The organism is Paenibacillus sp. FSL R5-0713 (assembly GCF_037973325.1).
GTDB lineage: Bacteria > Bacillota > Bacilli > Paenibacillales > Paenibacillaceae > Paenibacillus.
In genome coordinates this window covers 4,800,480-4,827,442 of record NZ_CP150229.1, presented here as the reverse complement: position 1 = coordinate 4,827,442, position 26,963 = coordinate 4,800,480, and the positions used below count along the sequence as shown (strand labels likewise).

Here is a 26,963-nt window from a genome sequence, read left to right as displayed (position 1 = left end):
ATACCCCCTATCATATCCATGACGTGTGGGACATGCTTTTTGCTGTGCAAAAAAAATATATAAAGAGGGATATGTATTCTGGGCAGATTATTATATGATGATTAATATTATTTTTCATCGTAGAGAGCATGTGCAGAAAGAGAGTGGTGGTTGATCATGCAGCAAGAAACGTTAACAAGGGGATTAAAGAACCGACATGTGCAATTGATGGCGATCGGAGGTGCGATCGGGACAGGTCTGTTTCTGGGAGCAGGCAAAACGATCCAACTGACAGGACCATCCATCTTGCTTGCCTACATTATTACGGGTGTTGTGTTGTTCCTGATCATGCGTGCATTGGGGGAGCTGCTCTTAAGCAACTTGCAGTATCATTCCTTTGTCGATTTTGTGCGTGATTACCTGGGAAATATGGCGGCATTTATTACAGGCTGGACCTATTGGTTCTGTTGGATTTCCATTGCCATGGCCGATATTACCGCCGTTGGTTTATATACGCAGTTTTGGTTTCCGAATGTACCGCAGTGGATGCCAGGGTTAATTGCGTTAGTCATTTTGCTAATTATGAACTTGGCAACGGTCAAGTTGTTTGGTGAGATGGAATTCTGGTTTGCCCTGATTAAAGTGGTGGCTATTCTGGCACTTATTGTGGTTGGTTTATATATGATTTTCAAAGGTTTTACAACGGATCAGGGTCCTGCAAGCTTCACCAATCTGTGGAGTCATGGGGGGTGGTTCCCGAATGGACTGCATGGCTTCATCATATCGTTCCAGATGGTAGTTTTCGCCTTTGTAGGCATGGAACTGGTGGGACTCACTGCTGGAGAGACGGAGAACCCAGAGAAGGTTATTCCGAGAGCAATTAATCAGATCCCGATCCGGGTACTGCTCTTCTATGTTGGCGCACTGCTGATTATTATGAGTATCTACCCGTGGAACGCCATTGTGCCGACTGAAAGTCCGTTTGTACAGGTGTTTGCCGCTGTGGGAATTGCGGCTGCCGCAGGCATTGTGAATTTCGTGGTACTGACTTCCGCAGCTTCGGCTTGTAACAGCGCCATTTTCAGTACAAGCCGTATGATGTTCTCGATGGCAAAGGATCGCAACGCCCCCGAGTCATTTGCACGTCTGAATAACAGGAAGGTTCCTGCCAATGCGCTGTTTTTCTCCACGATTGTTATTTTGATTGCAATTGTTTTGAACTATATCATGCCAGAAGGCGTATTTACGCTGATCACAAGTGTGTCGACGGTGTGCTTCATCTTTGTCTGGGGTATCATGGTGATCTGTCATCTCCGATATCGTCGTACTCAGCCGGAACTTGCGAGTCGGAGCCGCTTCAAACTGCCACTTTATCCGTTCTCGAACTACTTGATTTTGGCTTTTCTCGCGTTTGTGCTGGTGGTATTGGCATTGGCTGAAGACACGCGAGTGGCGTTATTTGTCACGCCGGTGTGGTTTATCCTGGTTGCAGGGATTTACCTTTTTAAAAAGAGAAACTTGAGCAGTGACAGATAGTAGGTCTTACCATTGTCGCCAAATAAAGCCGCCCAATGATATTGGGCGGTTATTCGTATTTAAATTCTTGCAGCCTCGTTGCTTTCGCGAATGCCTGCGTAGATGGCATCACAGATATCGGTAGTATACTTTCCCGACATCCCTTCAAGTGCCGTATTGGTGAATGCGACAACACTAAGTTCTTCTTTTGGATCGACAAACCAGGAGTGACCGTAGGTTCCGCCCATCCGCCACGTTCCCGGGGATTCCGGTGTACCAGCTGCAACAGGGTCTTTAAGTATTGTAAATCCAAGGCCGAACCCTCTTCCTGGCCAATACGGCATGTCGAGTTCACCGATTTGATTCGTGGACATCTTAGAGGCAACAGCTTCGGTAAGAATGGGCTGTCCCCCTTGCCGCAATGTCTCAAGTAAAGTGAGAAAATCTCCGGTGCTTCCAACCATTCCCGCTCCGCCTGATGCATAAGCCGAAGGTTGATTTGCACGATTGGGGGCAAGCCGGAAACCGGCAGTACCTTCAATAAAGGGGACCTGCTCCAATTGATTATGGAGAAGACGCGGTTCTTCAGAACCATCAGCGTATGCAGCGGTCAACCGATCCGAATCCACCGCAACAAAATCAGTATCCTTCATGTGAAGTGGACGAGTAACCAGCAATTGAACAGCTTCTCTCAATGACATTCCGGTTACCTTTTCAATAACAGCTCCGAGTACATCTGTCGCGATGGAATACCTCCACATGTGTCCTGGCTCATATATAAGAGGAACAGAAGCAAGCCTTTGGAGATTCTCCTCCAGACTTAATTCAGATAAATCCATTCCATCCGAGATACCTGCACGTTCATAGGTTCCTTGCTCTTCTTGGAAAAACCGATAGGTCAAGCCAGCGGTGTGTGTCATCAATTGCTGAATGGTTATTTGGGTGTCCTGACCATTGGCAAGCTTGGGCTGGAATGCAGGTAGCCAGCGAGTCACCTGATCATGTAGACTCAGTTGTCCTTGTGAGACCAATGCCAGAGCTGCTGTGGACACAATGGGTTTGCTTACGGAAGCCAGTCGAAACAGAGCGTTTTCTGCCATGGTACGCTTTTGCTCCCTGTCTGCGAAACCAGCAGCCCGGCTGTAGATCAGTTCTCCTCCTATTGCAACTTGTACAACCGTTCCCACGATTCTGTTTTCGCTTATAGCACGGTCTATTGCCTCATTCACATAAGTATGCAATGTTGCCTTATTTTCTTTTTCCATTCCAAACTTCCTCTCTTCAGGTGATATGCTTGATTCATTATTGTGACTGTGCTTATTATATAAATGATTAATGTTGTATTACATGGATTACTAAAGGTATTATAGTGATTTATCAGATATACTTAAGGTTATTCCAGCCTATATCTTATGTATTTAAAGGGGTGTATTACATGGACGAAATAGATCAGCATATTCTGTTTCACTTGGAGAATCAGGCGAGATTATCCATGACCGAATTAGGAAAATTAGTCGGATTATCTCAACCAGCTGTGACTGAACGCGTCAAACGAATGGAAGAAAAGGGGGTTATCGAGGAATATCGTACAGTGATCTCCCCATCCAAATTGGGCAAGCAGAGCACGGCATATGTCCTCTTTCGTACACGGGATTGTTATCCCTTCCTGGATTTCTGCCGTGCGTCACCTGAAGTCGTGGAATGTTATCGGATTAGCGGGGAGTATAACTACTTGCTGAAAATCCTTACAGACACGATCCAGGGACTTGAAGAGTTCCAGAACAAGTGTGACCCATACGGGACTTACATGACCTTGATTACGATGTCTTCTCCGATTGCACATAAAAATCTGATGCAAGGACCGAATTTGCTGGCACAGACAGAATAAGACCGCAGTCTATATAATCTATAAAATGAAATACAGAAGAGGAGTTCACATCAAGTGAACTCCTCTTTGGTTCTTTGTGTAACTCATGGTGTAACTCATGGTATCTCATGCAAAATGCCTTCCTGTTATTTAGCTTTGGGGAATCCATATGTATAAGCCCTCATAGCTACGAGCAATGCAGGAATGAGCAAGATAAACAACGACCCGGCAAGGTATCCTGCTCCCAGTACTTCAAGAAGGATGCCCCCGATGATGCCTCCTCCACCAATGGCCAGATTCCATGCTGTAACCAGCATCGATTGGGCGACATCTGTACTTTTACCTCCGGCTTGAGCAATGGCAGTTTGCAGTAGCGTGGCAGCCCCGCCAAACGTAATTCCCCAGATCATGATGCCAAGGATAATCATCACAGGTTGATCAGTACCGATTCCCATCACGACAGATCCCAGAGCGAATGCTGCCAGACTGATAATCACTAATCTACGCAAAAATCGGTCAATGAGCATTCCGGTTAACCAAATTCCCACAATGGAAGTGATACCGAAAATGAGTAAAATCAAGTCTACTCTGTTTGCAAATACGGTCTGGGCAAGGTAGGGGGAAATATAGGTGTAAAGGATATTATGGGCAAGCATCCAGGCCAGAACAACAAACAGAATGGGTCTGACTCCCGGAATTACAAATACTTTATGCAGGGGAAGACGTTCCCCGGCCGGTTCTCCTGCAAAATCTGGCATTTTCCAGAGAACCCATGCGATTAAAGCTGCGGTCAGAAGCGATACAATCCCGAAGATGAGGCGCCAGCCGATATAAGAACTGAGAAAACTGCCGATGGGGACACCCAGGGCTAACGCCACCGGAGTGCCGACCATAGCCACGGCCATGGCCTTGCCTTTTAACGAATCAGAGACCATCCGACGAGCATAACCTGCTGTCATTCCCCATAACACACCCGCAGAGACCCCGGCCATAAAACGAGCAGCAAGTGTCAGGATATAATCTGAGGATAAGGCGGTAACGGTGTTAAAGACAAGAAAGCCGCCGATGCATACCAGCAGAAGAGGTCGGCGTCTCCATCCACGTGTGGCAGTAGTCAAGGGAATGGCAGCAATAAGTGATCCAATGGCATAAAGAGTCACCAACTGTCCAGTGAGGGATTCGGTGACCCCCAAGTCTTTTGCAATTTGCGGCAACAGTCCCGCAGGCAGACTTTCAGTGAGGATGCAAATGAATCCAGCCATGGCTAAAGCAAGTAGCCCCGCCCACGGAAGGCGTTCTGAAGATATGGAAGGCAGCTCCCTTTGCTTGGGGAGGGTTGTGTGAATGGCCATGAATTAAAACCTCTTTTCTTATCATTTAATCCTATTCAGAACTATGCATATAAGCTTATCTAAAAAAAACAAACTTTTGCATACAGGATTAAAGGTAAGAAGGAGTTCTTAACATGGTATTTACTTTATTTTGTGAGTTTTTCCGTTAATTCAAAAGGATGCTGTCTGTTCATCCATTTAAGGATGAGTTCGACAGGTTCCAAGTACCGTTGGCCTACCAGCAAACCCGTATGGGTCGTATCCCACAGTCCGGCATATGCAGCGCCCAGCTGCTTGGCAGTTAATTGGCCTCTCTGATCTTCGTCTTCACAGGAAACAGCCTTGATCACCAAGCTGGGGCAATGGATCAGGTCGCCATTAATGGATATTCCATCGGCTCCACACAGGGCTGAAAAGGTAGCAAATGCCTTCGCAGACTCCGTTTGCAGATACTTACGCTGAAAAGCAATGTCTTCTGCCGTCTCATCTATACTGCTCAGTTCATCACGGACAGGTGCAGGCATGATGATGTCCGATACGGTCGCTCGATCTGTTTCAGGATAAGGTACGGCGTCATGGACCTCTTTGCTTATACTGGCATCAATGACAACCAGGCCTGCGAGAGTAGCGTTTTCTGCAATCTTTTGACTGAGAATCCCGCCCATGCTGAAGCCAATAAGAATGGGAGGTTCGTTGATCCCGGCTAACACTTCCCGAATATCCTCCAAGTAATCGTCAAACGTAATCTTAGTCATGTCCATGACCCGACTCATGTAATGACTTCTCAAGTTCATGACATAACAGGTCCAACCGTGCTGGACAAAATGGGGGATATATTTGCTCCACATCCAGCTGCCTGTGTAGGCACCGTGAAGGAACAGCAGAGGGGGCTTCTTGGTCACTGTTTCGGTATCATGAGGTAGGGCTCCTTCGAAAATCTCCAAGTGCAAATCATGTTCTCCGATCTTCTTGACCTCATGTTTCGGTAATAATTTTGCGTAATCTGTCATGCTAAAAACCTCCTCCAAGATATTGGTTTGATATCAAACTATTTCTCCAAAAAAAATTAGAAGTTGCCATGAATTTTCATTAAAATTCGCAGCAGTTCTTTTTTCTCCGCTTCCGTAACGTCCGCATAAAACACGTCCAGCATGCGCTGCGATATCTCTTCAAAGGCCGGCTTTAATTCTTCGCCTTTCGCAGTCAAAGCCACATGAACAACGCGTGAATCGGTTGCATCACGCTCCTTGACGACGTATCCTGTCCGCACCAATTTGTCCACAAGTGCAGTTACCGTGGATTTATCCTTGCCAATTTTTTTGGCGATTTCAGCCATGGTCATCCTGTGATTGTTGTACAGGGCATAGATAATATCTCCATGGGACGTGGCGAGATCCTGGATTCCTTGCTCAGCCATCTCGGTGAGGATGAAGCGGTTGACCTTCTCTTTAATTTTGGATATGAGTGAAATAGCGTCTCTTGTTTTCATATGTGTAATATAGTTTGTTATCAAACTAATGTCAAGCTTTGATCATGTTGTATTACTTGCGGAGTATATCAAAAGAGCAGTGAGAACTTCTTCTCCTGCTCCTTTGCTCCAGCGATTACTTGATTGGATTAGCTTTCATTTCCTGTCCCATTTTCTCAATACCATCCAGAATCTGATATCCATAACCCCAGAACTGGCTGAAATCTGTGACATAGATCTGTTTATTCTTGATTGCGTTCATACTTTGCAGGGCAGGGTTGGCATACAGATTTTCAATTAGCTTGTCGATATCCGGTGAACCGGCGTACGCGGACAAGAGCAGGTAGTCCGGGTTCGCTGTGATCAACTGTTCAACACTAACCTCACCTTGAACACCATCAAACGTGTTTTTCAGCTTCAACAGGCCCAGGGCATCAAGCTGATACGTATCGTTCAGCATGCTGCTTACCGTAATGGTGTCTTCCGTAGCAGGTACGATGTAGGCAAAAGAATGTTCAGGCTGATCGGCTACACTTGCCTTAATGGCTTCAACACGAGTCTTCAGACTTTCGGTGAATGTTGCGGCATTTTCTTGAACGTCGAAGATCTGCCCAAGTTGTGCGATATCGCTATAGAGGCTTTCGAGTGTGCCTTTGTGATTCGTCGTTTGCAGGAATGTGCGGATATTCATGTCATTCAATCCATCGACGGTACCCACACCCCAGTCTGCATCAGCGAACAGGTCACCCCGTCCGAGTACCAGATCCGGGCTTGCACCTACAACCAGCTCTTTACCTACGTAATCCTTGGACAATACCGGAATTTTGGCGAAATCATCAGCCACATCCGGTGTAACGGAACCGTATAGAGCAGCAACGCCGACCATTTTATCGGTCAGACCCAACTTGATGAGCATCTCTGCCGCAGATTGGGTATTCGCAACCACACGTTCCGGTGCTTTATCGAATACTTGCACTTTTGGTTTCCATTCACCACCCTCACCCGAGATCGTGAAATTCTCAATGGTGAGCGGGTATGTCGTTTTATTTGTATTCTGAGCAGAAGTTGAAGTTTCTGTCGTGTTCGTGGTTGAAGTTGTTTCTCCGGCAGTGGAGGAAGTTGAAACATTCGAACAGGCTGCAAGCAGCAGCAACAGGAGACTTAGAGCAACAATGCCAATCGTTCTGGATGTAAATTTCATGAAATGATGAACCCCTTTTCGATGTGTTTTAAATTGACAAAGATAATCATTCTCAATTATAATCCGAGAAAATGCTTTGTAAATAGCTAAATTTATGATGTTCTACAATTTACATGAATTGATGGGGGAAGAGATGACACAGACGGTTCAGGTTCAGACGCAGCGTATGGGGAAAAGAGAGTCTCTGATTCAGAGTAAATCCGGGTTTGCTTTACTGATTGCAGCTTTAATCATGATTACAGTTATTTCTGTAGGTATTGCAGTTTCCATTGGACAGGTACACATTCCACTGGCGGAGTCATATCGTATTCTTTTGTACAAATTAACGGGATTTCAGTGGGGGACAACACCCATTGAGGCAGGTTCCTTTACCGATATCATCTGGCAGATTCGTTTCCCACGTGTGCTGATGGCGATGTTTATTGGTGCAGGCTTGGCCTTGTGCGGTGCTGTTATGCAGGCTGCTGTGCAGAATCCGTTGGCAGATCCATACATACTGGGTATATCCTCAGGCGCTTCACTTGGGGCGACCTTTGCCATTCTCATTGGCTTTGGTGCGATTGGCTGGCTTGGTCAGACCGGAGTTGCTTTCTGGGCCTTTGCCGGAGCGATGGGTGCATCCTTACTGGTCCTGACTTTGGCAGGGATTCGGGGGAAAATGACATCGGTCAAGCTAGTGCTTGCCGGAATGGTAATTAACGCGCTGTGCAGCGCATTTTCGAACTTTATTATTTATTTTGCCAACAATGCTGAAGGCATCAAAACGGTGACATTCTGGACCATGGGCAGTCTGGCATCTTCCGGATGGAACAAGCTTCCACTCGTGGGTATCGTCGTGCTGGTGGCGATTCTATTCTTTCTTTTACAGTCCAGAGTTCTCAATACGATGTTATTGGGAGATGAAGCAGCCGTCACACTGGGCATTAATCTGAGTGTGTACCGCAGGGTGTATATGCTGTTAACCGCTTTGGTGACAGGTGTCATGGTGGCGAGCTGTGGCATGATTGGTTTCGTGGGACTAATCATTCCGCATATCGTCAGAGGTCTGGTGGGTTCCGACCATCGTAAAGTAATGCCTGTGTCCGTGCTGTTTGGAGCCATTTTCCTCATCTGGACGGATGTTATTGCACGATCCCTCATATCCAGTGTGGAGCTGCCAATCGGTATTATTACGGCCATGATTGGTGCACCCATGTTTATGTATATGCTGGTCAAAAAAGGCTACGGTTTTGGAGGAAATTAACATGAAGCTGAACGTAGAAAATGTATCCATCTCTGTGCTGAACACGGACATCATCAAGGACATTTCTTTACAGGTGGACGGCAAACAGTTCGTCGGACTGATCGGACCGAATGGTTGCGGCAAGTCAACGTTACTCAAGAGCATTTATAAAGTGATCAAACCGCAGCAAGGCAAGGTTTTTCTCGACCATACCGATATTCTCAAATCCAGCCCGAAGGTTGTATCCAGACATATGGGTGTTGTCGGCCAGTTTAATGAATTGAGCTTTGATTTTACGGTGCGCGAGATGGTCATGATGGGGCGTACCCCGCACAAAAAAATGCTGGAGACGGATAATGAACGTGACCACGAAATTGTGGAACAGGCTTTGGAAAAAGTACATCTGACTGGACATGCAGACCGCAATTATGTGTCATTGTCTGGTGGAGAGAAGCAGCGTGTCGTATTAGCACGTGTCCTGGCACAACAGCCTGAATTCCTGATCCTGGACGAGCCGACGAACCATCTGGACATCAAATACCAACTTCAGATTCTGAATATTGTCCGTGGACTCGGCATTGGCATATTGGCTGCGCTGCATGATCTCGAACTCGCTGCAGAATATTGCGATTATCTCTATGTGGTGAAGAAGGGCCAGATTGTGGTCCATGGCAAACCGGCTGATATTCTGACTCGCGAGATGATTGGTGAGGTATTCGATGTAGACTGTGAAATCTATACAAATCCGGTGACGGGTGGCCTGGGTATTGCTTACCTGAGTACACGGTGATTCGGACGGCAAATTGGGCACCAAATCCTTGGGTTTTATGTGAGCCTTGGAAGTACCAATCCAAAGTGAAAATAGACCGTACCTGTTGGAGCGATGTTGTTAATTGCTCGCAGGTAGGTCTTTTTTTGGTCAGGTCTAGGTGCGTCTATTGAAGCTTAGGATCAACGGGGTGAGTATGAGCACCATTGCTGACTTCTTGGAAAATATCTGTGGAGTTATTACTATGAGTTGAAGAGTTGCTGCTGTTGTTTTGTTGTTGTTTGGGTTCTGCCGTTGCTGAACTACTACCTGTCATTGCATAACTTCGCAGGATCTCCTCCAGATCTCCAATCGTCACGGGACGAGCATGTCGTTTCAGGACATAACCGAGTTGACCATTAGGTTCCACCGTTGCTGACTCCAGGTCATCTACACTCGTAATTCCGTTCTGCCGCATATGCATCTCGAGCTGGTCCATCGTATAACGCATACGTTTCAGGTTCGGAATAATGACTTTCCCGTCCTCGACCACCATTTTGGAACTGCCACTCATTAACCGTTCAAAAATATTAAATTTCAATTGAAGTTGTTCCACCACAAGTAATGTCACAATGAATATTGATGCTGATCCAATCGCTTTGCCAAGCTCATGATTGGCGATGGGCTGTACAATCGTTGTTCCGATGGAGATCATGATGACCGTTGTGGCAACACTCATCTGCGAGATAGATTTACGTCCGGCTATCCGTAGCAGAATCATGCCGATAAGTACAAGTAAAACAGATTTCCATATCCAGTCCATAAGTATATTCCTTTCTATTCCAGTATGCTCTTTGCTTCTTAGGCTGTTCTGGAGTTGGAGGAATTATGCAGGTGACTGAATCCATAACTATCATTCATCCCACCGGATCGTTTACAATAGGATATTGATGAAGTAAACAAAGGAGCGGGTCACAGTGGCAAAACAGAAATACTATGTTGTCTGGGAAGGCAAGAAGCCAGGTGTGTACAGTACATGGGCAGAATGCAAAGCGCAGACGGATCAGTATACCGGAGCTAAATATAAATCGTATGAATCCAAAGCGGCTGCAGAAGAAGCGTATCGTGCCGGGTGGAAAGGAAATTGGGGTTCAAGTGCCGGCGGAGCATCGAAGAAGAAGTCAACGGGTAGTGGAAGAAGCGCAGGCATGGAAACGTCGGAGGAAGTGGATTACGACAGTATCTCTGTTGATGTGGGTACACGTGGTAACCCCGGACCTGTAGAATACAAAGGGGTAGACACCCGCACCGGTGAGACTATTTTCTCTGTTGGACCGATCTCCAAAGGCACGAACAATCTGGGCGAATTCCTGGCCATTGTACATGCCCTAGCATATCTGAAAAAAGAAGGAAGTACCAAAACGGTATATACCGACTCGGTCAATGCCATGAAATGGCTGAAGCAGAAAAAAGTAGCCACGACGTTACCAAGAGACAACTCCACGGAAGAGATCTGGCTGATGATTGACCGTGCGGAACAGTGGCTCCAGACGAATACGTACAGCAATAAAGTGCTCAAATGGCAGACCAAACAGTGGGGCGAAATCAAGGCCGACTACGGCCGGAAGTAAGTATTCATACAAAGGATGCTTCCTTTATTTCTGGTCTATTAGAATCGTTATTTACAATTTCCAGTTTCCGCTCTATAATCATCTGAATATGATTAGTTAAACATATGGAGGAGCCTGTCATCTGCAGGCCCTCTTTATCTTTTTGGTCCATTGGTTAGCGAGTCCATTTGTTAGAATCAGTTATTTTGAGTATATATTGCAGGAGGCAGACATGAGTTCCATTTATAGAAGTGAAGAAGGCAAGAGCAGCATACTTGAAGAGTATGAGATTTATTTGAACGAGTTGGGTGAGGCGTTTACTCGGGAGTATGTGGAGACACGTTTTGGAAAGACACATGTTCTACTGACAGGCCCTCTGGATGGCAAGCCGTTATTTATTCTCCAGGGCGGTAATTGTGTGAACCCAATGACCTTGTCATGGTTCTCTTCTTTATTTAAAGAATACCGGATTATTGCTCCGGATACGATTGGTCACCCAGGTTATAGCGAGGAAGCGAGCATCTCGACACGATTTGATAGTTTGGCATTATGGGTGTCGGATCTGCTTGACCACTATGACATTGAAAAGAGTGCGTTTATCGGCCCATCATTTGGAGGAGGCATCATTCTCAGATTGGCTACCTATATTCCCGAACGTATCTCGTGTGCCGTATTGGTTGCTCCTGCGGGTCTTGCGGTCAACTCCAAAATTAAAACAGCTCAGGATATCACGCTGCCGCTCGTCAAGTATCGTATGACGTCTTCACCATCTTCCTTGCAAAAAATTACGGACACCATGTCGTGCAACTGCATGAAAGAAATGGATAAAAACATTATCGGCAAACTTTTCAAATATGTCAGCATAGATCAGGATCTGCCGAAGCTCACGGAGCGGGAAGAGCTCGTTAACTATACGTCTCCAACCCTGTTATTGGTGGGGGAGAAGGATGTCTTTTTCCCTGCGGATAAGTGTATTGAACGTGCTCAAAAGATTATTACGAATGTGCAAGCCATTAAGTATGATACCGGACATTTTCCTTCCCAGGACGTATTGGTTCAGATGAACGAGGAAATCGGGCAATTTTTACAGAAAAATTATTAAAAAGGTTGATAAAAATGGACTCAGGAATGTTTTTATTCAGTTTAATTAAGTAATTCCCCTTATCTGTCGATAGAGTATATAAGTGTGCTTTTCTTCAATAGAAGAATAAGAATCTCGATTAGGAACAAATTGTAGTAAGTTTGATATAAAAAAATAATTAACTATTTCGCGTGAAGGTGTTTCAAATTGCATCATTTGGTTTATATAATTGGTTGGCGATGAATTGCTTACTGGTTGAACCAAATGATGCACTTACGCGGAAAGTCTTCCGATCGACAAGGTTGAAAAGAGGTCTGTTATGAGAAAAGACAACTGCAAAATGGCATTGCAGCGCAATGTGATTATAAATGATACATATCAGGTAAGACAGGTATTGGCCAGCAGTGAGTTGGCTATTGTATATGCAGGGCGGGATCGTAACACGGGTGCCAAAGTAGCCATTAAGGAATTCTTCCCGCAGAGAATGGCTGAACGTCAGGCAGACAAGCGCAAGGTGTTCTGCTCTTCACGAGGATACGGTGGGCAATATCAGGAGTTACTGGCTGCATTTATGCTCGAAGGTGAATTGTTATCGAAACTGGATCATCCTCATATTGTGTCGTATTTGGATCATTTTGAAGCGAATGATACAGGATATCTGGTTATGGAATACTGCACGGGAATCACATTGACCGAATATTTGAATGAACACAATCATGCGCTTGATGCTGCCTTCATAACGGAGACATTGCTTCCACTGGTGGATACATTGGATTACATACATAAGCAAGGCATTCTTCACCGGGATGTGAAACCTTCCAACATTATGGTCATGGAGGATGGTACACCCAAGCTTCTGGACTTCGGCTCGGCTACCCGTTGGCCTATGCAATCCGGAGAGAAACAGGTGATATTTACATCGGCAGGTTATTCTCCGCTGGAATTCTATTCGGAGAAATCCAGTCAGGGGCCAATGTCGGACATCTATAGCCTGGCGGCTCTGCTCCATTATTGGACTTGCGGGCAACCCCCTATGGATGTGAAACAGCGGTTGTTCCAGGATGAATTGCCATCTGTTCGCTCACATAATGAGTATGTGAATCCGTGGCTCGCTCGTGTTATTCATTGGGGTCTGACGGTTCGTTCCGAGAAACGCTGTGCTTCCCTGGCCTGGGTCAGAAGCTCGCTGCGAGTTCAAGCCTGGGTGTGGAAAGTGCGCAAGCCAGGTACAGTGGAATGGTCTTTAGCCGAGAATGAACATACGCAGGTCTATGAAGTGGAGTCGAAAAAGCAACATGAAACGGCTTGAGTTATAACATAACATCTTTTTATAAATGGGAATGTTTAATGAGCATAGTTCTACATCTAATTAAACCAAGTCGACTTGTAAATGAGGAGATTTGGTTTTTTATGATGAATTTGAAAGGAACACCCTACCTCCGATACAATGTTCTCATAGAGTCTGAGAGAATGGATCAAATACAGTACAGAAATGGAGAAAACCAATATGACTGAATTTATTAACGCTGACGATATTAATGACGTAATTCTGGGTGCGGCGGCAAACGAACTGGAGCAGATGGTGGACAAAATGTGTGAGCTGATGGGCACACCTTTGGAACAAACGAGTGAACTGGAGCGTCAGGTCATGGCTGCTTTTGGTTTTGGCGCAGTATATGGCATCACTCATCGGGATCAGCTGGCGGAGCCTCAGGCACATGCCTTGAGCATTCGAATGCTGATCAAACCATTTAATTATAGTGAGCAGCAGGCTGTTGATTTTGCGGATGATCTGATCCGGGTGGCTTCCGATCGTGAGGTTCATCCTGTGATGAATACCATTATCCAACGTGGGATTGATGGACACCGCCAGTTCAATCAGGAAGACGATGAAGGACTACAACGTAATATACAGGAGATTTTAACAGCGGTTCAATCGCAGTAATAAACGAGTTTGATTAGATGTGGGAGATGATCACAATGGATCTGATGAAATTAAGCAAGGAACTCTCATACGCGCTGCGACATGCACCATGGGAATATGAGTTGGAGCTGGACGAAGAGGGTTGGGTGGAAATCTCGCAATTGCTGGTGGCTTTACATGAAAGTCCGCAGTGGAAGGAAGTCACACAAGCCGATCTGGAGCAGATGATTCAAGCCTCGGAGAAAAAGAGACATGAAATCCATTCCGGCCGCATCCGGGCATTGTATGGACATTCGACGCCACATAAGATATCCAAGATCGCTACTGAGCCACCGGAAACCCTTTATCATGGAACACCCGCACGTGCTGTGAATTCGATTATGGAACATGGCTTACAGCCGCGGCAAAGGCAATATGTACATCTGTCCGCAGATATCGATACGGCCAATCAAGTGGGTCGAAGACGTGATGATCAGCCTGTCATTTTGAGAATCGACGCTGCACAAGCGTCCATAGATGGAATCCACTTTTATCATGGAAACGAAAATATCTGGCTGGCCGATCATGTTCCCGCACGTTATATTCTTAAGCCATGATGTATGAAGAATGAGTGATGAACTGTTGTGAAACTCATAAACACCCACACCGAATTACAGCAGTCGCAGTGAATGGGTTGAGTGTGCAGTCATCCGTTCGTTCAAAGAGTATATCAGGGTATTGATCGTTAGCTACATCAAAAAGGGACGCATCCAACATTCGTTGGTGCGTCCCTTTCTCATATCCAAAACTTACTTGCCTACAATCGCTTTAATACCTTCGCTAAGAGGCTGAGCCGGACGGCCAAGCAATTTCTCTAATGTATCACTCTCTACCGCCAATGCACCTTCACGAATAGCACTTTGCATATCAACGAGCATGGATACGACAAAGTCTGGTAGACCTGCACCTTTCATGATGTCAGCGTAAGCGGCATCGTTCACGTTTTGCACGTTAATTTCTTGTCCAAGCACTTCACCTACAATGGCAGCCAGTTCAGCTTGTGTGCGCAGTTTGCCGGACAATTCATACACGGTATTTTCATGTCCTTCACCTGCGAGTACAGCTGCAGCAGCATGGGCATAGTCACTGCGCGTAGCCCAGCCGACTTGGCTGTCATTGGTGGCATGAACCCAAGGTGCGCCTTGCGTAGCGGCTTGCATACTGCCTGCTTCATTTTCCAGGTACCAGTTGTTGCGCAGGAAGGAATACGAAATGCCGGATTCACGAATCGCTTTTTCTGTAGCGCGGTGAACTTCCGCCAGAGAAAGGGTGTTTTGGTCTGCATTCACAACGCTTGTATAAGCGATGAATCCAACGCCTGCTTTCTTGGCAGCGTCCACGGCAGTCTGATGTTGGCGAATACGCGTTTCATTGTCACCATCAGTAGAGATAAGCAACAGACGGTCTACACCGGCAAAAGCTTTCTCCAACGTCTCCGGTTGATCGAAATCACCCTGACGCACGTCAACGCCTTGAGCGCGGAGTGCTTCCGCTTTTTCTGGATTACGTACACTTACAGCCAAATCCTTGGCAGAATCGTTTTTTAACAATGCCTCTACAACCAGTGAACCCAATTGACCTGTTGCGCCAGTAACCAAAATTTTCATCTTCTATTCCTCCTAGGGTATGTGTTTTGCCTGCATATGGATGTAACCAAAAATGTTATAACAGGTGTGATTACAACGAAAGGGTTAAAAAAAGCTCGCAATGAGCTTTTTTTATTCAGAGACATGAATCCGATCCATCATCTGCTGTATGGTTACACGATTCAAGCGCTGTTCCATGGCTGTCTGAGCCTCAATGAGTTCCGCACGCAAGGTGTGTTCAATCATGTTGCCGACCGGACATTTCGGATTCGGATGTTTGTGAAAGTTAAACAATTCCCCATCCTCCACCACCTCAAGCGCTCGATATACATCGAGAAGGGTAATCTCCGCCGGATCTTTCAACAAGGAAGCACCGCCCACACCAGGTCTGACGTCGATCAGACCGGCCTGTTTCAGCTTGGACATGATCCGCCGAATAATCACGGGATTGGTATTCACACTCTGTGCGATCACATCTCCGGTGCATTCATTGGGCATAACAGCTATCAAGGACAGGGTATGAACCGCAATGGAGAAGCGACTGCTGATTTGTCTCATGGAATGATCACCACCGTTGTAACTATAATAGTTACAAAAGGATCTGTTGTCAACTATAACTTTTACCCCTTCACTGCCCCAGAAGTCAGTCCCCCTACTATATACTTTTGCCCAATCAGGAACACAATTAATACAGGCAATGACGTGAGCACAATATCGGCGCTGACCAGATTCCACTGGGCACTGAATTGCCCGAAGAAGTTATATACAGCAAGCGTCATCGGCCACATCTCGACCGTATTCAGCATATAGAGTGGAGCAGTAAACTCATTCCAGACACTTAGGAAATTAAGAACAAATACCGTTACAAGCACGGACGTGAGCAGAGGCACAATGATTCTCAGGAACAGCTTGATTCCGTTACAGCCGTCCATGATCGCGGCTTCATCCAGCTCTTTCGGGATGTTGGATACAAACGCATACGTAATGAACAACGAGATCGGAATGCCCATGGCCGTATACAGCAGAATCATGCCGAGATGTGAATTGATCATGCCCATCGACTTCATGACTTCCATAAGCGGAATGTAGTTGAGAGGCAGTGTAATGCCGAGAATCAGGAAGAAGTACAGAAACTTGCTGAGCTTTGAATGATTACGGGATAACGTGAAGGCCGAGAACGCCACAACAAATACCAGCAGCAGGGAAGAGGCCCCGGAGTGAAGCAAACTGTTGAAAAAGGAACCTCCCAAGTGTCCCTGTTCATAGACGATTTTGTAATTTTCGAAGATAAACTTCTCGGGCAGCGTCAGTTTAAGCACCTTGGCCTCGGCGTCCGACTTGAATGAATTCAGTACAATGACGACAAAAGGAATCAAGACCACCAGGCTAAGCAGCCAGGCGAGTACATTTAATCCGATGGAAGCGAGTCTTTTTCTCAATCGCATGTTAGTATTCCACCTTTCGGTTCATCAAACGAATGATGAAGAAGGAGATGATCGCCATGATGACAAACAGAATGGTAGATAGCGCACTCCCCAGCCCCCAATATCCTTTGGCAAAAGAGGAATAGACCGCCGTGTTAATGACATCTGTCGCGTTACCAGGGCCACCATTGGTCAGCACGTATACGGCATCGAATACTCTTAGCCCATACGTAATATTAAGCACCGTGGCGATGGTAATGGTAGGCATGAGCATTGGAATAGTAATTCGGAACAGCTTCTGCCCGAAGCCTGCGCCATCAATGGATGCTGCCTCGTAGTAATCGCGGGGAATCGCGAGAAGCCCGGCGATGAACAGCACCATAATGTACCCCATGCCTTTCCACGTATCCACTGCCATGATGGATGGCATTGCCCAGGTCAAGGAGCCCAGCCAGTTCTGGGCGAGAACGTCCAGTCCCATGGAACGCAGGGTCACGTTAACGAACCCGTTGTTGGGGTCAAGCAGACTTTTGAACACAAGCCCAACAATCAGAAACGACAGCACCTGCGGGGAGAAAATGATCATCCGATGCAGATTGGCGGCCTTTACACCGCTGACCAGGAGCAGAGCCAGGAACAATCCCAGAACAGTCTTGGCGATGGACGTCACGAGGGTGAAGAGAACGGTATTTTTGATAAAAAGAAGATATGTAGGATCACCCGCCAGAATGGTACGGAAATGCTCCAGACCGATAAAGTTCTTCTCCGAACTATAACTGTTCCAGTCGGTGAAGGAATAATAGATGCCCAGCAGGGCGGGAGCGACGATAAACAGCAGATATAATACAATCGCTCCAGATGAGAAATACCAGGGATAGATTTTGTTCGCATTCATAACCGGTAACACCTTTCCTTCCTGCCAAAACAAAATACATGAGCGGGCAAATGCCCGCTGCATGTAACACTGTTCAGCATGTATGTTTATCTGCAATTTGTGCTATTACTGCCACTTCTCATCTTTCAGCACTTTGGCTTGTTCAGCACGGCGTTTATCAATGTTTTGCAGAATCTGATCCGGTGTCATGGCTCCGGCGAACATGCCCGACAAGTCTTTGCCAATATCCATCCATTGTGGATCTATATATTTCACAGCGGCCTGCATGACCGTACCTTTTTCATGATTTTTCTCATAATCAATATAATCCTGTGTCAGCTTTGGTTCGATTTCCGGCCAGCAAATGGTCAGATTACCTTCACCTTCATCGAACACACGTTGCAGATGATCATGCTCGGTAATCCAGCGGAAGAATTTCAGCACTTCTTCGGGGTGTTTACTGTTTTTGTTACCGAACATCGCAGCAGAACCGCCCGGATTCACACCAATCGTCTGATTATCTCCCCACGGCATCACGAAGAACCCCATATTGTCTTTCATTGCCGGATACGCTTCGGAGACTTCCTTTTCAGTCCCTGGAACCCGCAGCAACATCGCTGCTTTCTCCTGACCAAACGCTTCAATTCCCGCTTCTACCGTGTTGGACAAGAAGTCTTTGCCGAAATAGCCGAGATCCGCAAATTCCTTCAATTGTTCAATGACCGTTTTGAGTTGCGTCATATCAGCGACTTTCATCTCATTGTTGTTTAGTTTTTCGTAGGTTCCCGCTGTCGTTTGCTCATAGTTAGGCCCTGTTTCGAACAAAGGCAGAACCTGATACCACCCGCTGGCGGGTGCCTGATAGAACGGAATAATGTCTTTATCCTTAATTTTCTGGCTGATCTCCTTGAATTCGGCATAGGATGTAGGAGGCTCTATACCGAGCTCTTGGAAGATGCGTTTGTTATAGTACACATACCAGATTTTCGTTGGCGCAAAAGAAACCCCGTACACCTTGTCATTGTGACTGACCGTTGGCAAAATCTCTTCGGACATCCGACCTGTGAATTCCTCATTGGTGAGGTCAATGGCATTTTCCTCCGGTCTTACGTTAGCCGGCATACTCAGTGGGTCCACATCGACATTGAAAATGTCAGGTGCTTCGCCAGAGGCCAGCTTCACCTTGATCAGGTCACGCCACTGTGCGTCAGGTACGACCTGAAAGTCAATTTTGACACCGGTCTCCTGCTCATATTCCTTGGCCATCGTCTGCATGATGCCTGTACGCGGAATACCGGATTGGCTGGTTCCAAACGTAAGTGTAACCTTACCCGAACCTTCCGTACTTTTACCTGAGTTGCACCCGGCAAGCAGCAGAGTGGAGAGCAGGAGCACACTTGCGAGCGAAAAAAGAAATCGTTTTCTCATCATTGAACCTCCCGAAATATAAAGAAAATTATTACTTGCCGAAACGCTTTATGTAAGCGTATTCTTATGTGGATAACTTTACTGTGAACAGCGAATACGCTCAATAGACAAAAGCGTTCTGTTGGGTGGACATTTTCGAATGGTGTGACAGATATCATCATAGGACGAGGTGTGTGTGGATTGCGGTATCGATTTGGAACGCTTCAGCAAAGTCTGTTTGCCTATTACTCTGCGGTATTTATTGTCTTTTCGCTCATTGTGGCAGGACTCCTGTATGTTTTTCTTGCGAGTGACATCCGTCATCGAAGTGAAGAACAGCAGCGACAACTGGGGGTATCAATCGTCAGTAATCTGGATCAGGAAGTCGTGAAAATGAACAACTTTTCCATGAATATTGTGTACTCCAATCTGGTCAAAGAACACTTCAGCCACTACTTGGCACCAGCGGAAGACAGTGAGCAGACACTGACGAGTGATCCGGCATTGTATAAGGATACAACCACACTAATTGATGTCATTCTGGCGATTATCAGCAGCTCCAATACCGCCAAGCAGGCCAATATTTATGATGTGAACGGCAAGATGCTGGGAGCGGGTGCATTCAACGGTCAACTATCGGTGGACCTGACTCAGCGACCGTGGTACAAGGAAACCTGGGAGCGGAGTGGCTGGCGGGTGATCCAATTGTTACAGGGGGGAGCTTTGCCCATGCCAACAGGTCAGGGGAAGTCAGATCAACCGTACATTTCCCTTACCCGGGTATACAAAGATGGCAATTATGTTAGCCAGGGCGTCGTTGAGATTTTGCAGGATGCCGGAACCCTGTTCCAGCATTTGAATGATTTGCAGGCAAGTAACGAGAATCTTCGCATTTATGTGATAGATGAGCAAAATACACGGCTGTATCCACTTACTTCGGATGGTGATGATTCACAGGCAGCCCACTTCGATGATGTGGACTTGATTCAGAATCTTTCATTTCCACCGGATACGATGCAGGAGATCACTGACCCTTTGAATGATTCCAAACAGATGATGACGTATATGACGTCACAGGAGACAGGATGGACCGTTGTTGTCATGCAGTCCAAACAGTCCCTTTTTGCGAGTCTCAACCGGATGGCTGTGATGTTTATTGGTGCCACTTTAGCTACGTTGATGCTGATTCTGGTTCTCTCGTATCTGATTTCCAAAAGGGTCACTTTACCTTTGCATCGCTTGCAGCGCATTATTCAGAAAACGGGTGAGAACGATCTGATATCCGGTCAGGATTCGGCGCATTTGTTCAAGCTTGAGCATCCGGGTTCCATCCGGGAGATGGATGAGCTGAATGATACGTTTATTCGGTTGAATCAACAGCTTGTGCAATCTTTTCAGGACAGACTGGCAATGAAATCCCAAGAGACAGAGGCAAGATTACTCGCGCTTCAGTCCCAGATGAACCCGCATTTTCTCTACAACAACATCACGAATATCAGCATCATGGCGGAGGAAGGTATGAATGAGCAGATTGTCGCGTTCTGTGGTCATATCGCGTCCATGCTTCGTTATATCTCTACTCCTGGTAAAAACGGGGTTCCACTGTCTCAAGAACTGGATTATTGTGAGCGATACCTGGAGTGTATGAAGATTCGGTTTGAAGATGATCTGCACTACGAGTTTCATATTCCGGAAGAGATGCAGTATATTCAGGTTCCGATGCTGATGGTACAACCACTACTGGAAAATGCCATGAAATATGGACTGGGTGATACCCCTCCATGGCAACTGAATATTACTGGGGATATGGATGCAGTACAGCAGACCTGGCAGATCCATGTGGAAGACAACGGGCCTGGCATGGAACCTGAGGCACTTGCCAAGATCATGCAGTACATCGAACAGTCACAGGAGTGGGAGCGTATGCCGGAACTCGAAATTAACGGAATGGGACTTAAGAATATATGGGTCCGATTGAAATTATGGTATGGCCCGGCAGCTTACATGCAGATTACGAACAAGCCTTCCGGCGGTGTCCAGATTACAATAGGTGGTTCCATTAGAAAGGAGCATGGCTAACCATGACAATCAAATATAGAACGATTATTGTGGAAGATGAAGCCCTGATTCGCCGGAATGTCTCGCGCAAATTCAGAGAGCTGGACACCCGGTTCGAGGTGATTGGTGAAGCGAGGAATGGTCAGGAAGCTTTACAGCTCATTGAACATTCCGTACCTGATCTGGTTATAACGGATATACAGATGCCCGTGATGAATGGATTGGAACTCGCCAAACATCTGTACTTTGCCTATCCGCATGTGAAAATTGTCATTTTGAGTGGATATCATGAGTTTGAATATGCCCGGCAGGCGATCAGCTACAAGGTGGAGGATTATCTCCTCAAGCCATTGTCCGAAGAACAACTTCGTTCACTGCTGGATGCGATGGAATTGAAGCTTGGGAGCGCTGTGGATTCGCTTGCCCATGTCAGTGCCGTGCTGGATGAGCAGGTGAAGCCGGAGGATATCGCAGAGGCTGTTAAGCTGTATTTGAAGCAGAATTATATGCATGAGATTACACTTCAGGACATGGCGGGACAGATGCATTTTAGTGTGGACTATCTAGGAAAGTGTTTTAAGAAAGTAACGGGGGAGACTCCGCTGAAATATATGACAGGTCTGCGAATCAATGAAGCGAAACGTATGCTTGTCACCCATGAGAATATGGATATCAAGACGATTGGTGGAGCGGTAGGGTATAGTGATTCCCATTATTTCAGCAGGATCTTCAAAAACAAAACTGGCATGTACCCTAGCGAGTACCGACTGCAATTGCAGGAACGAAAAAAAGCCCTGTCCATGGATGAGGAGAACCATGTTGACTTGAGCTGATTACTGAGCCAGAGCTTCTTCGGTTATTTTACGAATATCAAACGGGGAGCGAATACCTTCTTCAATCATGTCGGGGAGAATCTGTTCCAGGAAATATTGCACACAGTGGAGGTCGATATTTTTGATTTTGACCAAGGCATAACGGTACATGACGATAAATTCTTTCTCCGTATTTCCACGTTGGAGTTCGGCAAAAGCTTCGTATACCTGATCCATCTTGTCTGCGACTTCCAGAATCAGTCCTTCGACCGATTGGTCTTTGCCCTCACGCAGCTGTCTGCGGAAAATAGGCTGGAATTCTTCAGGGATATTTTCATTAATAAAATGTTCAACCATGCCTTCTTCCACTTTTTGTAGCATCGAACGCAGCTCCAGTGAATAATGTTTGACGGGTGTTTTGATATCACCGATGAAGATTTCGCCATAATCATGACTGCTCGTAATTTCGTATAACTTCTTCCAATCCACGGTGACGCCATGCTGCTCCTCAATATCTGCAAGTGTTTTGGCGTATTGTACGACTTTCCAGGAATGAGCGGAGACGCTGTGTTCTTCGAATTTGAATTTGCCAGGTGTACGAATAATACGTTCAAGATCATTCAGAGACCTGAAGTACGTATGGATTCCCATATAAGCGATCATCCTTTGCTTGATTGAGTATAAGTGTGAGTATCCATCGACTATACACCAGTAATGTCAACTGTGGATTAAAGCGGATAGCGACGAAGGTAAAATGCAGTTTTAATTTTTTATAGAAGGACGAGAGCATGAAAGGGGAACCATACGAGAGAGTACGCAGCTTATCGATATACCTTAAAAGCCACGATGTGACTGAACGTAAGTTCGGCATCCATCGTGGCAGTTGAATGAAGAATTATGATTTTTTACGTACCGGTGAAGTATACCAGTAAGCCATTCCGACAAAGAGGGCGCCGCCGATGATATTACCAAGCGTTACCGGAATCATGTTGTGGAACCAGCCTGCCAGTGTAATGGTATCCGGGTGGTTTGGCAACAGCCAGGACAGGGAAAGCAAAGTCATATTGGCCACACTGTGCTCATACCCACTTGCAATAAAGGCGTACAGACACCACCAGATAAGCGCAATTTTGGCGATATCCTCTTTGGTGCGAGCAGCCATCCAGATCGCCAGACAGACCAACCAGTTACAGAGAATGCCGCGGAAGAACAACTCCGATACGGGAGCGGCCATCTTTTTGGCAGAAGCGACGAATAACAGATGTTCGGGCGCAGCCGTTTTGAACAGGCCGCTGCCTACAATAAGCAGGCTGAGCAGGATCGCACCTAACAAGTTACCGAGGAAGACGAGTCCCCAGTTTTTCAGTGTATCTTTAACTGTGGTCCGGCCTGCGAGCGTGCTCATGGTGAAAAACATGTTGTTGCCTGTAAACAGTTCCGATCCGGCAAAAATGACTAACGTGAGCGCGAGTCCGAAGGACATGCCCATCAACATGGTTTGCAGTGGTGACTGTGCTGCAAGGAGCGGAGCACCGATACTGAAGATCAGCACGATGCCAAGTCCTACATAGGCACCCGCCATTAAGGCTGCAACCATGTAGCGTGAAAGGTTGGAGTTCATCTGATCCCTTTTTTTAACTGCAGCTTCAATAATTCCCTCAACACTTGGTGTATACATCACGGTTTCCCCCATTATTTTGCATCAATCTATGAACGTTTCAATGGAGCTATATCTCAATCCAGACCTGGCCGTTCTCTACCTTCACCGGATACATCTGCACTTGACCATTGTCCGGTGCTTGCACAACACCTGTAGTGAGGTCGATTTTCCAATCATACAGCGGATCGTACAGATAATGTCCTGACACGATGCCTTCTGCCAGTGGACCACCTTTGGGGTGGGGGTTGTGATTATCCGCAGCGAAGATGGTACCATCCGATGCACGAAAGACAGCAAGCTGACGGTTCTGAATCTCAACGACTCTTCCGATTCGCGGCAGGAATTCTTCAACTACTCCGGCAGGGAAGTAGGTGGCTGATTGTTTTGTCGTCATCTTAAACCACTCCTTTTATCTATTTAACGTTCTGATCGTGTTGATCATGCGGGATTGCTTATGGACGAGCCGATACTTCGATGCCGTGGAACATTTTGCTTTGGCCTTCCTCATTGCGAATCGCTTTTTGCCAAGGTTCTTCGACATGTTCAAGTGCGAATTCAATCCGCTCCATCAATGCTTTACGTTCTTCGAGATTATCGACGACAACCGAACGAATATGCTCCAGACCCATGCGTTCCACCCACTCCGAAGTCCGTTCCAGATAGTTACCTGTTTCGCGGTAATATTGCATGATAGCTCCGCACAGTTCAATCAACTCTTCATCCGTTTTCACTTTGCACAGGGAATCAGCCAGTCTTGCTTTAATACCGCCGTTACCGCCGATGAATATTTCCCAGCCGCCGTCGTTACCAACAATACCGATATCTTTGGTACATGCCTCTGCACAGTTCCGTGGACAACCGTTGACGGCATATTTAAACTTGGCTGGCAGATCGAGGCGTTCAAATTTACGTTCGATGCGAGCGCCCATGGCCATGGAATCCTGTGTACCGAATCGGCAGAATTGGGAGCCGACACATGTTTTGACTGTGCGTAGCGATTTGGCGTATGCATAACCTGATGGCATATCGAGTTCAGCCCAAACTTTGGTCAGGTCTTCTTTTTTGACACCAATCAAGTCGAGGCGCTGGCCGCCGGTAACTTTGACTGCTTTCACATCATATTTGACTGAAACGTCAGCAATGCGTTTGAGATCCTCTGGTGTAGTCACCCCGCCATACATCCGCGGTACGACCGTATACGTTCCATCCTTTTGAATATTGGCGTTCATGCGTTCGTTAACAAAGCGTGATTCCTTCTCGTCTTCATGCGTGTCCGGTGCAATCATGCCAAGATAATAGTTGATTGCCGGGCGACATTTGGAACAACCTTCAGGCTGACTCCATCCGAGTACATTCATGACTTCTTTGGTCGTTTGTAATCCTTTTGCACGAATCTCGGCTACAATCTCATCCCGTCCCATGGAAGTACATCCGCATATGCCCTGTTTGGCTCCACTGCTGAAGCTGTCTCCAAGCACATATTGCAGAATCTGTTCCACAACCGGCTTACATCCACCGCAAGAGCGTGTTGCACCCGTACAGGCTTTGATTTCATCTACAGTAGTGAGGCCCTGGTTGGTAATGACATCAACAATCGTTCCTTTAGTGACCCCGTTACATCCGCAGACGATTTCGTCTTCCGGCATCGTTTCAACAGAGGTTGTTTTCTTATGACCGCCGCAACCTGTACCCATGAGTGAGCTATACAGTTCTTCAGTCATTTCAGTCTGATGTTTGATTAACTTCTGCAATTCGGCAGAATCCGTAATGTCACCGAATAGAACAGCACCAACCATTTTATTATCGCGGAGCAGAATTTTTTTGTAGGTCCGTTTCCAGTCGTCTTTATGCGAAATGACGGTGTGCTCCGGACTGTCGATGAATTCACCAGTTGAAAAGACGTCCACACCCGAAATTTTCAATTTCGTTGATACTACAGAGCCTTCATACGGAGCGGTCTCCACACCGCAGATATGTTTCGCGAGAATCATGCCTTGCTCGAACAATGGGGCAACGAGGCCGTAGCATACCCCTCGGTGCTCTGTACATTCCCCAACCGAATAGACATTCTCAAGGGAAGTCTGCATGTAGTCATTCACAACAATACCCCGGTTCACTTCCATACCGCTTTCACGGGCTACAGCTGTATTCGGTTTGATCCCTACAGCCATGACCACGAAGTCAACATTCAGTACGGAATCATCGGCAAAACGAATGCCTTCAACCCGTTCACCGCCAAGCAGTTCGGAAGTCTGTGCGCCCATTTTGAACCGGATACCCTGACGCTCCAATTCTGCCTTTAACATGGCTGAAGCTTGCGGATCAAGCTGACGCTCCATCAGATCTTCCATCAGATGTACTACGGTAACCTCCATGCCAAGTTGTACCAGACCTTTGGCCGCTTCAAGACCCAGCAGTCCGCCCCCGATCACGGCCGCTCGTTTGTACTGTTTAGCAGCGTCGAGCATGACGTTACAATCGGCGATATCACGGAAACCAACGACACCTTCTTTGTCATGCCCCGGTACGGGGAGAATGAAGGAGTTGGAGCCTGTTGCAATGATAATTTTGTCATAAGGAAAGCGAGTTCCATCCTCCGTAATGACCTCAAGTGTATCCGAATCAATTCGGGCTACAGTTGTTCCAGTATGGAGTGTAATACCATAATCTTCATACCAGTGGAGATCATTCAGCACGATGTCATCCAGTGTTTTACTGCCTTCCAGTACATATGACAACATAATGCGGTTGTAGTTAGGATAGGGCTCTGTGCCAAAAACGGTAATATCAAATCGCGTAGTTAATTTCAAAATTTGTTCGACGGTACTGATTCCTGCCATACCGTTACCAATGATAACGAGTTTCTCTTTTTTTCCGTTCATGTGTGTATGCCTCCTTGAATAGACGCTGTACATTACCTGCAATTTTAGTGGTTTATATTTGAAATTATACAAGGTGTTGACGATAATTTATGTGATTTAATTCACTAATAAAGATAGAAGAGTCATAAATTTAATAGTGTGAGCCCCATCACAGAAAGTGATATTTATTTTTATATAAATAAGAAATACGAACTATTGTTCTTGTTTTGGTTTCGTTGTACTATCAAAAGTGGGCTATGTATGTTCCCTATTTCTTCGAAAGGACGTTTTTGCAT

At 46.3% G+C, this 26,963-nt stretch carries 26 protein-coding genes; 11 read left to right on the top strand and 15 right to left on the bottom strand.

The window, feature by feature from the left end; translation table 11 throughout:
- Positions 1–156 precede the first annotated feature (156 nt).
- Positions 157–1,515 carry an amino acid permease gene (locus MKZ12_RS21545; RefSeq protein WP_339256558.1) on the top strand — a complete coding sequence of 453 codons (1,359 nt, stop codon included), beginning with the start codon at positions 157–159 and terminating at the stop codon, positions 1,513–1,515.
- Positions 1,516–1,574: 59 nt separating this feature from the next.
- Here the strand turns inward: MKZ12_RS21545 and MKZ12_RS21540 are convergent, their stop codons facing one another.
- Positions 1,575–2,759: a serine hydrolase domain-containing protein gene (locus MKZ12_RS21540; protein WP_339256556.1), complete on the bottom strand. Its 1,185-nt coding sequence runs from the start codon at positions 2,757–2,759 to the stop codon at positions 1,575–1,577.
- A 170-nt stretch (positions 2,760–2,929) separates the two neighbouring features.
- On the opposite strand from MKZ12_RS21540, the gene MKZ12_RS21535 reads away from it, so the two are divergent.
- A complete protein-coding gene (locus MKZ12_RS21535; RefSeq protein ID WP_339236197.1) occupies positions 2,930–3,382 on the top strand; it encodes an Lrp/AsnC family transcriptional regulator in 453 nt (150 codons plus the stop codon).
- A gap of 125 nt (positions 3,383–3,507) precedes the next feature.
- Here MKZ12_RS21535 and MKZ12_RS21530 read toward each other — a convergent pair whose 3' ends face one another.
- From MKZ12_RS21530 to MKZ12_RS21515, 4 genes are all read right to left on the bottom strand, one after another.
- Positions 3,508–4,713 carry an MFS transporter gene (locus MKZ12_RS21530; RefSeq protein ID WP_339256554.1) on the bottom strand — a complete coding sequence of 402 codons (1,206 nt, stop codon included), beginning with the start codon at positions 4,711–4,713 and terminating at the stop codon, positions 3,508–3,510.
- Positions 4,714–4,838: 125 nt separating this feature from the next.
- A complete protein-coding gene (locus MKZ12_RS21525; protein WP_339256553.1) occupies positions 4,839–5,702 on the bottom strand; it encodes an alpha/beta hydrolase family protein in 864 nt (287 codons plus the stop codon).
- A 56-nt stretch (positions 5,703–5,758) separates the two neighbouring features.
- On the bottom strand, positions 5,759–6,205 hold the full coding sequence (locus MKZ12_RS21520) for a MarR family transcriptional regulator (RefSeq protein ID WP_339256552.1): 447 nt from the start codon (positions 6,203–6,205) through the stop codon (positions 5,759–5,761).
- A 91-nt stretch (positions 6,206–6,296) separates the two neighbouring features.
- A complete protein-coding gene (locus tag MKZ12_RS21515; protein WP_339256550.1) occupies positions 6,297–7,361 on the bottom strand; it encodes an ABC transporter substrate-binding protein in 1,065 nt (354 codons plus the stop codon).
- A 133-nt stretch (positions 7,362–7,494) separates the two neighbouring features.
- Between MKZ12_RS21515 and MKZ12_RS21510 the strand changes: the two genes are divergently transcribed.
- Positions 7,495–8,604 (top strand): iron ABC transporter permease, encoded by a 1,110-nt coding sequence (locus MKZ12_RS21510; protein ID WP_339256548.1) that lies wholly within the window; start codon positions 7,495–7,497, stop codon positions 8,602–8,604.
- Position 8,605: 1 nt separating this feature from the next.
- A complete protein-coding gene (locus tag MKZ12_RS21505; protein WP_339256546.1) occupies positions 8,606–9,373 on the top strand; it encodes an ABC transporter ATP-binding protein in 768 nt (255 codons plus the stop codon).
- A gap of 145 nt (positions 9,374–9,518) precedes the next feature.
- Here MKZ12_RS21505 and MKZ12_RS21500 read toward each other — a convergent pair whose 3' ends face one another.
- Positions 9,519–10,154, bottom strand: coding sequence for a DUF421 domain-containing protein (locus MKZ12_RS21500; RefSeq protein WP_339256544.1), 636 nt, complete (start codon positions 10,152–10,154; stop codon positions 9,519–9,521).
- Positions 10,155–10,308: 154 nt separating this feature from the next.
- Here MKZ12_RS21500 and MKZ12_RS21495 point away from each other — a divergent pair, with 154 nt between their 5' ends.
- The 5 genes from MKZ12_RS21495 to MKZ12_RS21475 all read left to right on the top strand — a co-directional run bounded on the left by MKZ12_RS21495 (position 10,309) and on the right by MKZ12_RS21475 (position 14,542).
- Positions 10,309–10,962, top strand: a complete 654-nt coding sequence (locus tag MKZ12_RS21495; protein ID WP_339236178.1) for a ribonuclease H family protein — start codon at positions 10,309–10,311, stop codon at positions 10,960–10,962.
- A gap of 211 nt (positions 10,963–11,173) precedes the next feature.
- Positions 11,174–12,043, top strand: coding sequence for an alpha/beta hydrolase (locus MKZ12_RS21490; RefSeq protein WP_339256542.1), 870 nt, complete (start codon positions 11,174–11,176; stop codon positions 12,041–12,043).
- Between the two features lie 298 nt (positions 12,044–12,341).
- Complete coding sequence (locus MKZ12_RS21485) at positions 12,342–13,331, top strand: serine/threonine-protein kinase (protein WP_339236173.1); 990 nt, start codon at positions 12,342–12,344, stop codon at positions 13,329–13,331.
- A 198-nt stretch (positions 13,332–13,529) separates the two neighbouring features.
- On the top strand, positions 13,530–13,967 hold the full coding sequence (gene imm48, locus MKZ12_RS21480; protein ID WP_339256540.1) for an Imm48 family immunity protein: 438 nt from the start codon (positions 13,530–13,532) through the stop codon (positions 13,965–13,967).
- A gap of 35 nt (positions 13,968–14,002) precedes the next feature.
- On the top strand, positions 14,003–14,542 hold the full coding sequence (locus MKZ12_RS21475) for an RNA 2'-phosphotransferase (RefSeq protein WP_339256538.1): 540 nt from the start codon (positions 14,003–14,005) through the stop codon (positions 14,540–14,542).
- A gap of 192 nt (positions 14,543–14,734) precedes the next feature.
- Here the strand turns inward: MKZ12_RS21475 and MKZ12_RS21470 are convergent, their stop codons facing one another.
- From MKZ12_RS21470 to MKZ12_RS21450, 5 genes are all read right to left on the bottom strand, one after another.
- Positions 14,735–15,592 carry an SDR family oxidoreductase gene (locus tag MKZ12_RS21470; protein ID WP_339256536.1) on the bottom strand — a complete coding sequence of 286 codons (858 nt, stop codon included), beginning with the start codon at positions 15,590–15,592 and terminating at the stop codon, positions 14,735–14,737.
- A gap of 111 nt (positions 15,593–15,703) precedes the next feature.
- Positions 15,704–16,129 (bottom strand): Rrf2 family transcriptional regulator, encoded by a 426-nt coding sequence (locus tag MKZ12_RS21465; protein WP_339256534.1) that lies wholly within the window; start codon positions 16,127–16,129, stop codon positions 15,704–15,706.
- A 62-nt stretch (positions 16,130–16,191) separates the two neighbouring features.
- Positions 16,192–17,016, bottom strand: a complete 825-nt coding sequence (locus MKZ12_RS21460) for a carbohydrate ABC transporter permease (protein ID WP_339236162.1) — start codon at positions 17,014–17,016, stop codon at positions 16,192–16,194.
- 1 nt (position 17,017) lies between these two features.
- A complete protein-coding gene (locus MKZ12_RS21455; protein WP_017687164.1) occupies positions 17,018–17,890 on the bottom strand; it encodes a sugar ABC transporter permease in 873 nt (290 codons plus the stop codon).
- A 105-nt stretch (positions 17,891–17,995) separates the two neighbouring features.
- Entirely contained in the window at positions 17,996–19,300 is a 1,305-nt protein-coding gene (locus MKZ12_RS21450; protein ID WP_339256532.1) for an ABC transporter substrate-binding protein, read from the bottom strand.
- Positions 19,301–19,477: 177 nt separating this feature from the next.
- On the opposite strand from MKZ12_RS21450, the gene MKZ12_RS21445 reads away from it, so the two are divergent.
- Both MKZ12_RS21445 and MKZ12_RS21440 read left to right on the top strand, forming a co-directional pair.
- Entirely contained in the window at positions 19,478–21,355 is a 1,878-nt protein-coding gene (locus MKZ12_RS21445; protein ID WP_339256530.1) for a histidine kinase, read from the top strand.
- A gap of 2 nt (positions 21,356–21,357) precedes the next feature.
- Entirely contained in the window at positions 21,358–22,167 is an 810-nt protein-coding gene (locus MKZ12_RS21440) for a response regulator (protein ID WP_339256528.1), read from the top strand.
- On the opposite strand, the gene MKZ12_RS21435 is transcribed toward MKZ12_RS21440, so the two are convergent.
- The 4 genes from MKZ12_RS21435 to nirB form a co-directional block, all read right to left on the bottom strand.
- Complete coding sequence (locus tag MKZ12_RS21435) at positions 22,168–22,797, bottom strand: HD family hydrolase (protein WP_210108944.1); 630 nt, start codon at positions 22,795–22,797, stop codon at positions 22,168–22,170.
- Between the two features lie 244 nt (positions 22,798–23,041).
- Positions 23,042–23,824: a formate/nitrite transporter family protein gene (locus tag MKZ12_RS21430; RefSeq protein WP_338588039.1), complete on the bottom strand. Its 783-nt coding sequence runs from the start codon at positions 23,822–23,824 to the stop codon at positions 23,042–23,044.
- 49 nt (positions 23,825–23,873) lie between these two features.
- Positions 23,874–24,200: a nitrite reductase small subunit NirD gene (gene nirD / locus MKZ12_RS21425; RefSeq protein WP_339236145.1), complete on the bottom strand. Its 327-nt coding sequence runs from the start codon at positions 24,198–24,200 to the stop codon at positions 23,874–23,876.
- Positions 24,201–24,258: 58 nt separating this feature from the next.
- Positions 24,259–26,688 carry a nitrite reductase large subunit NirB gene (gene nirB / locus MKZ12_RS21420; RefSeq protein WP_339256526.1) on the bottom strand — a complete coding sequence of 810 codons (2,430 nt, stop codon included), beginning with the start codon at positions 26,686–26,688 and terminating at the stop codon, positions 24,259–24,261.
- Between the last annotated feature and the right edge of the window lie 275 nt (positions 26,689–26,963).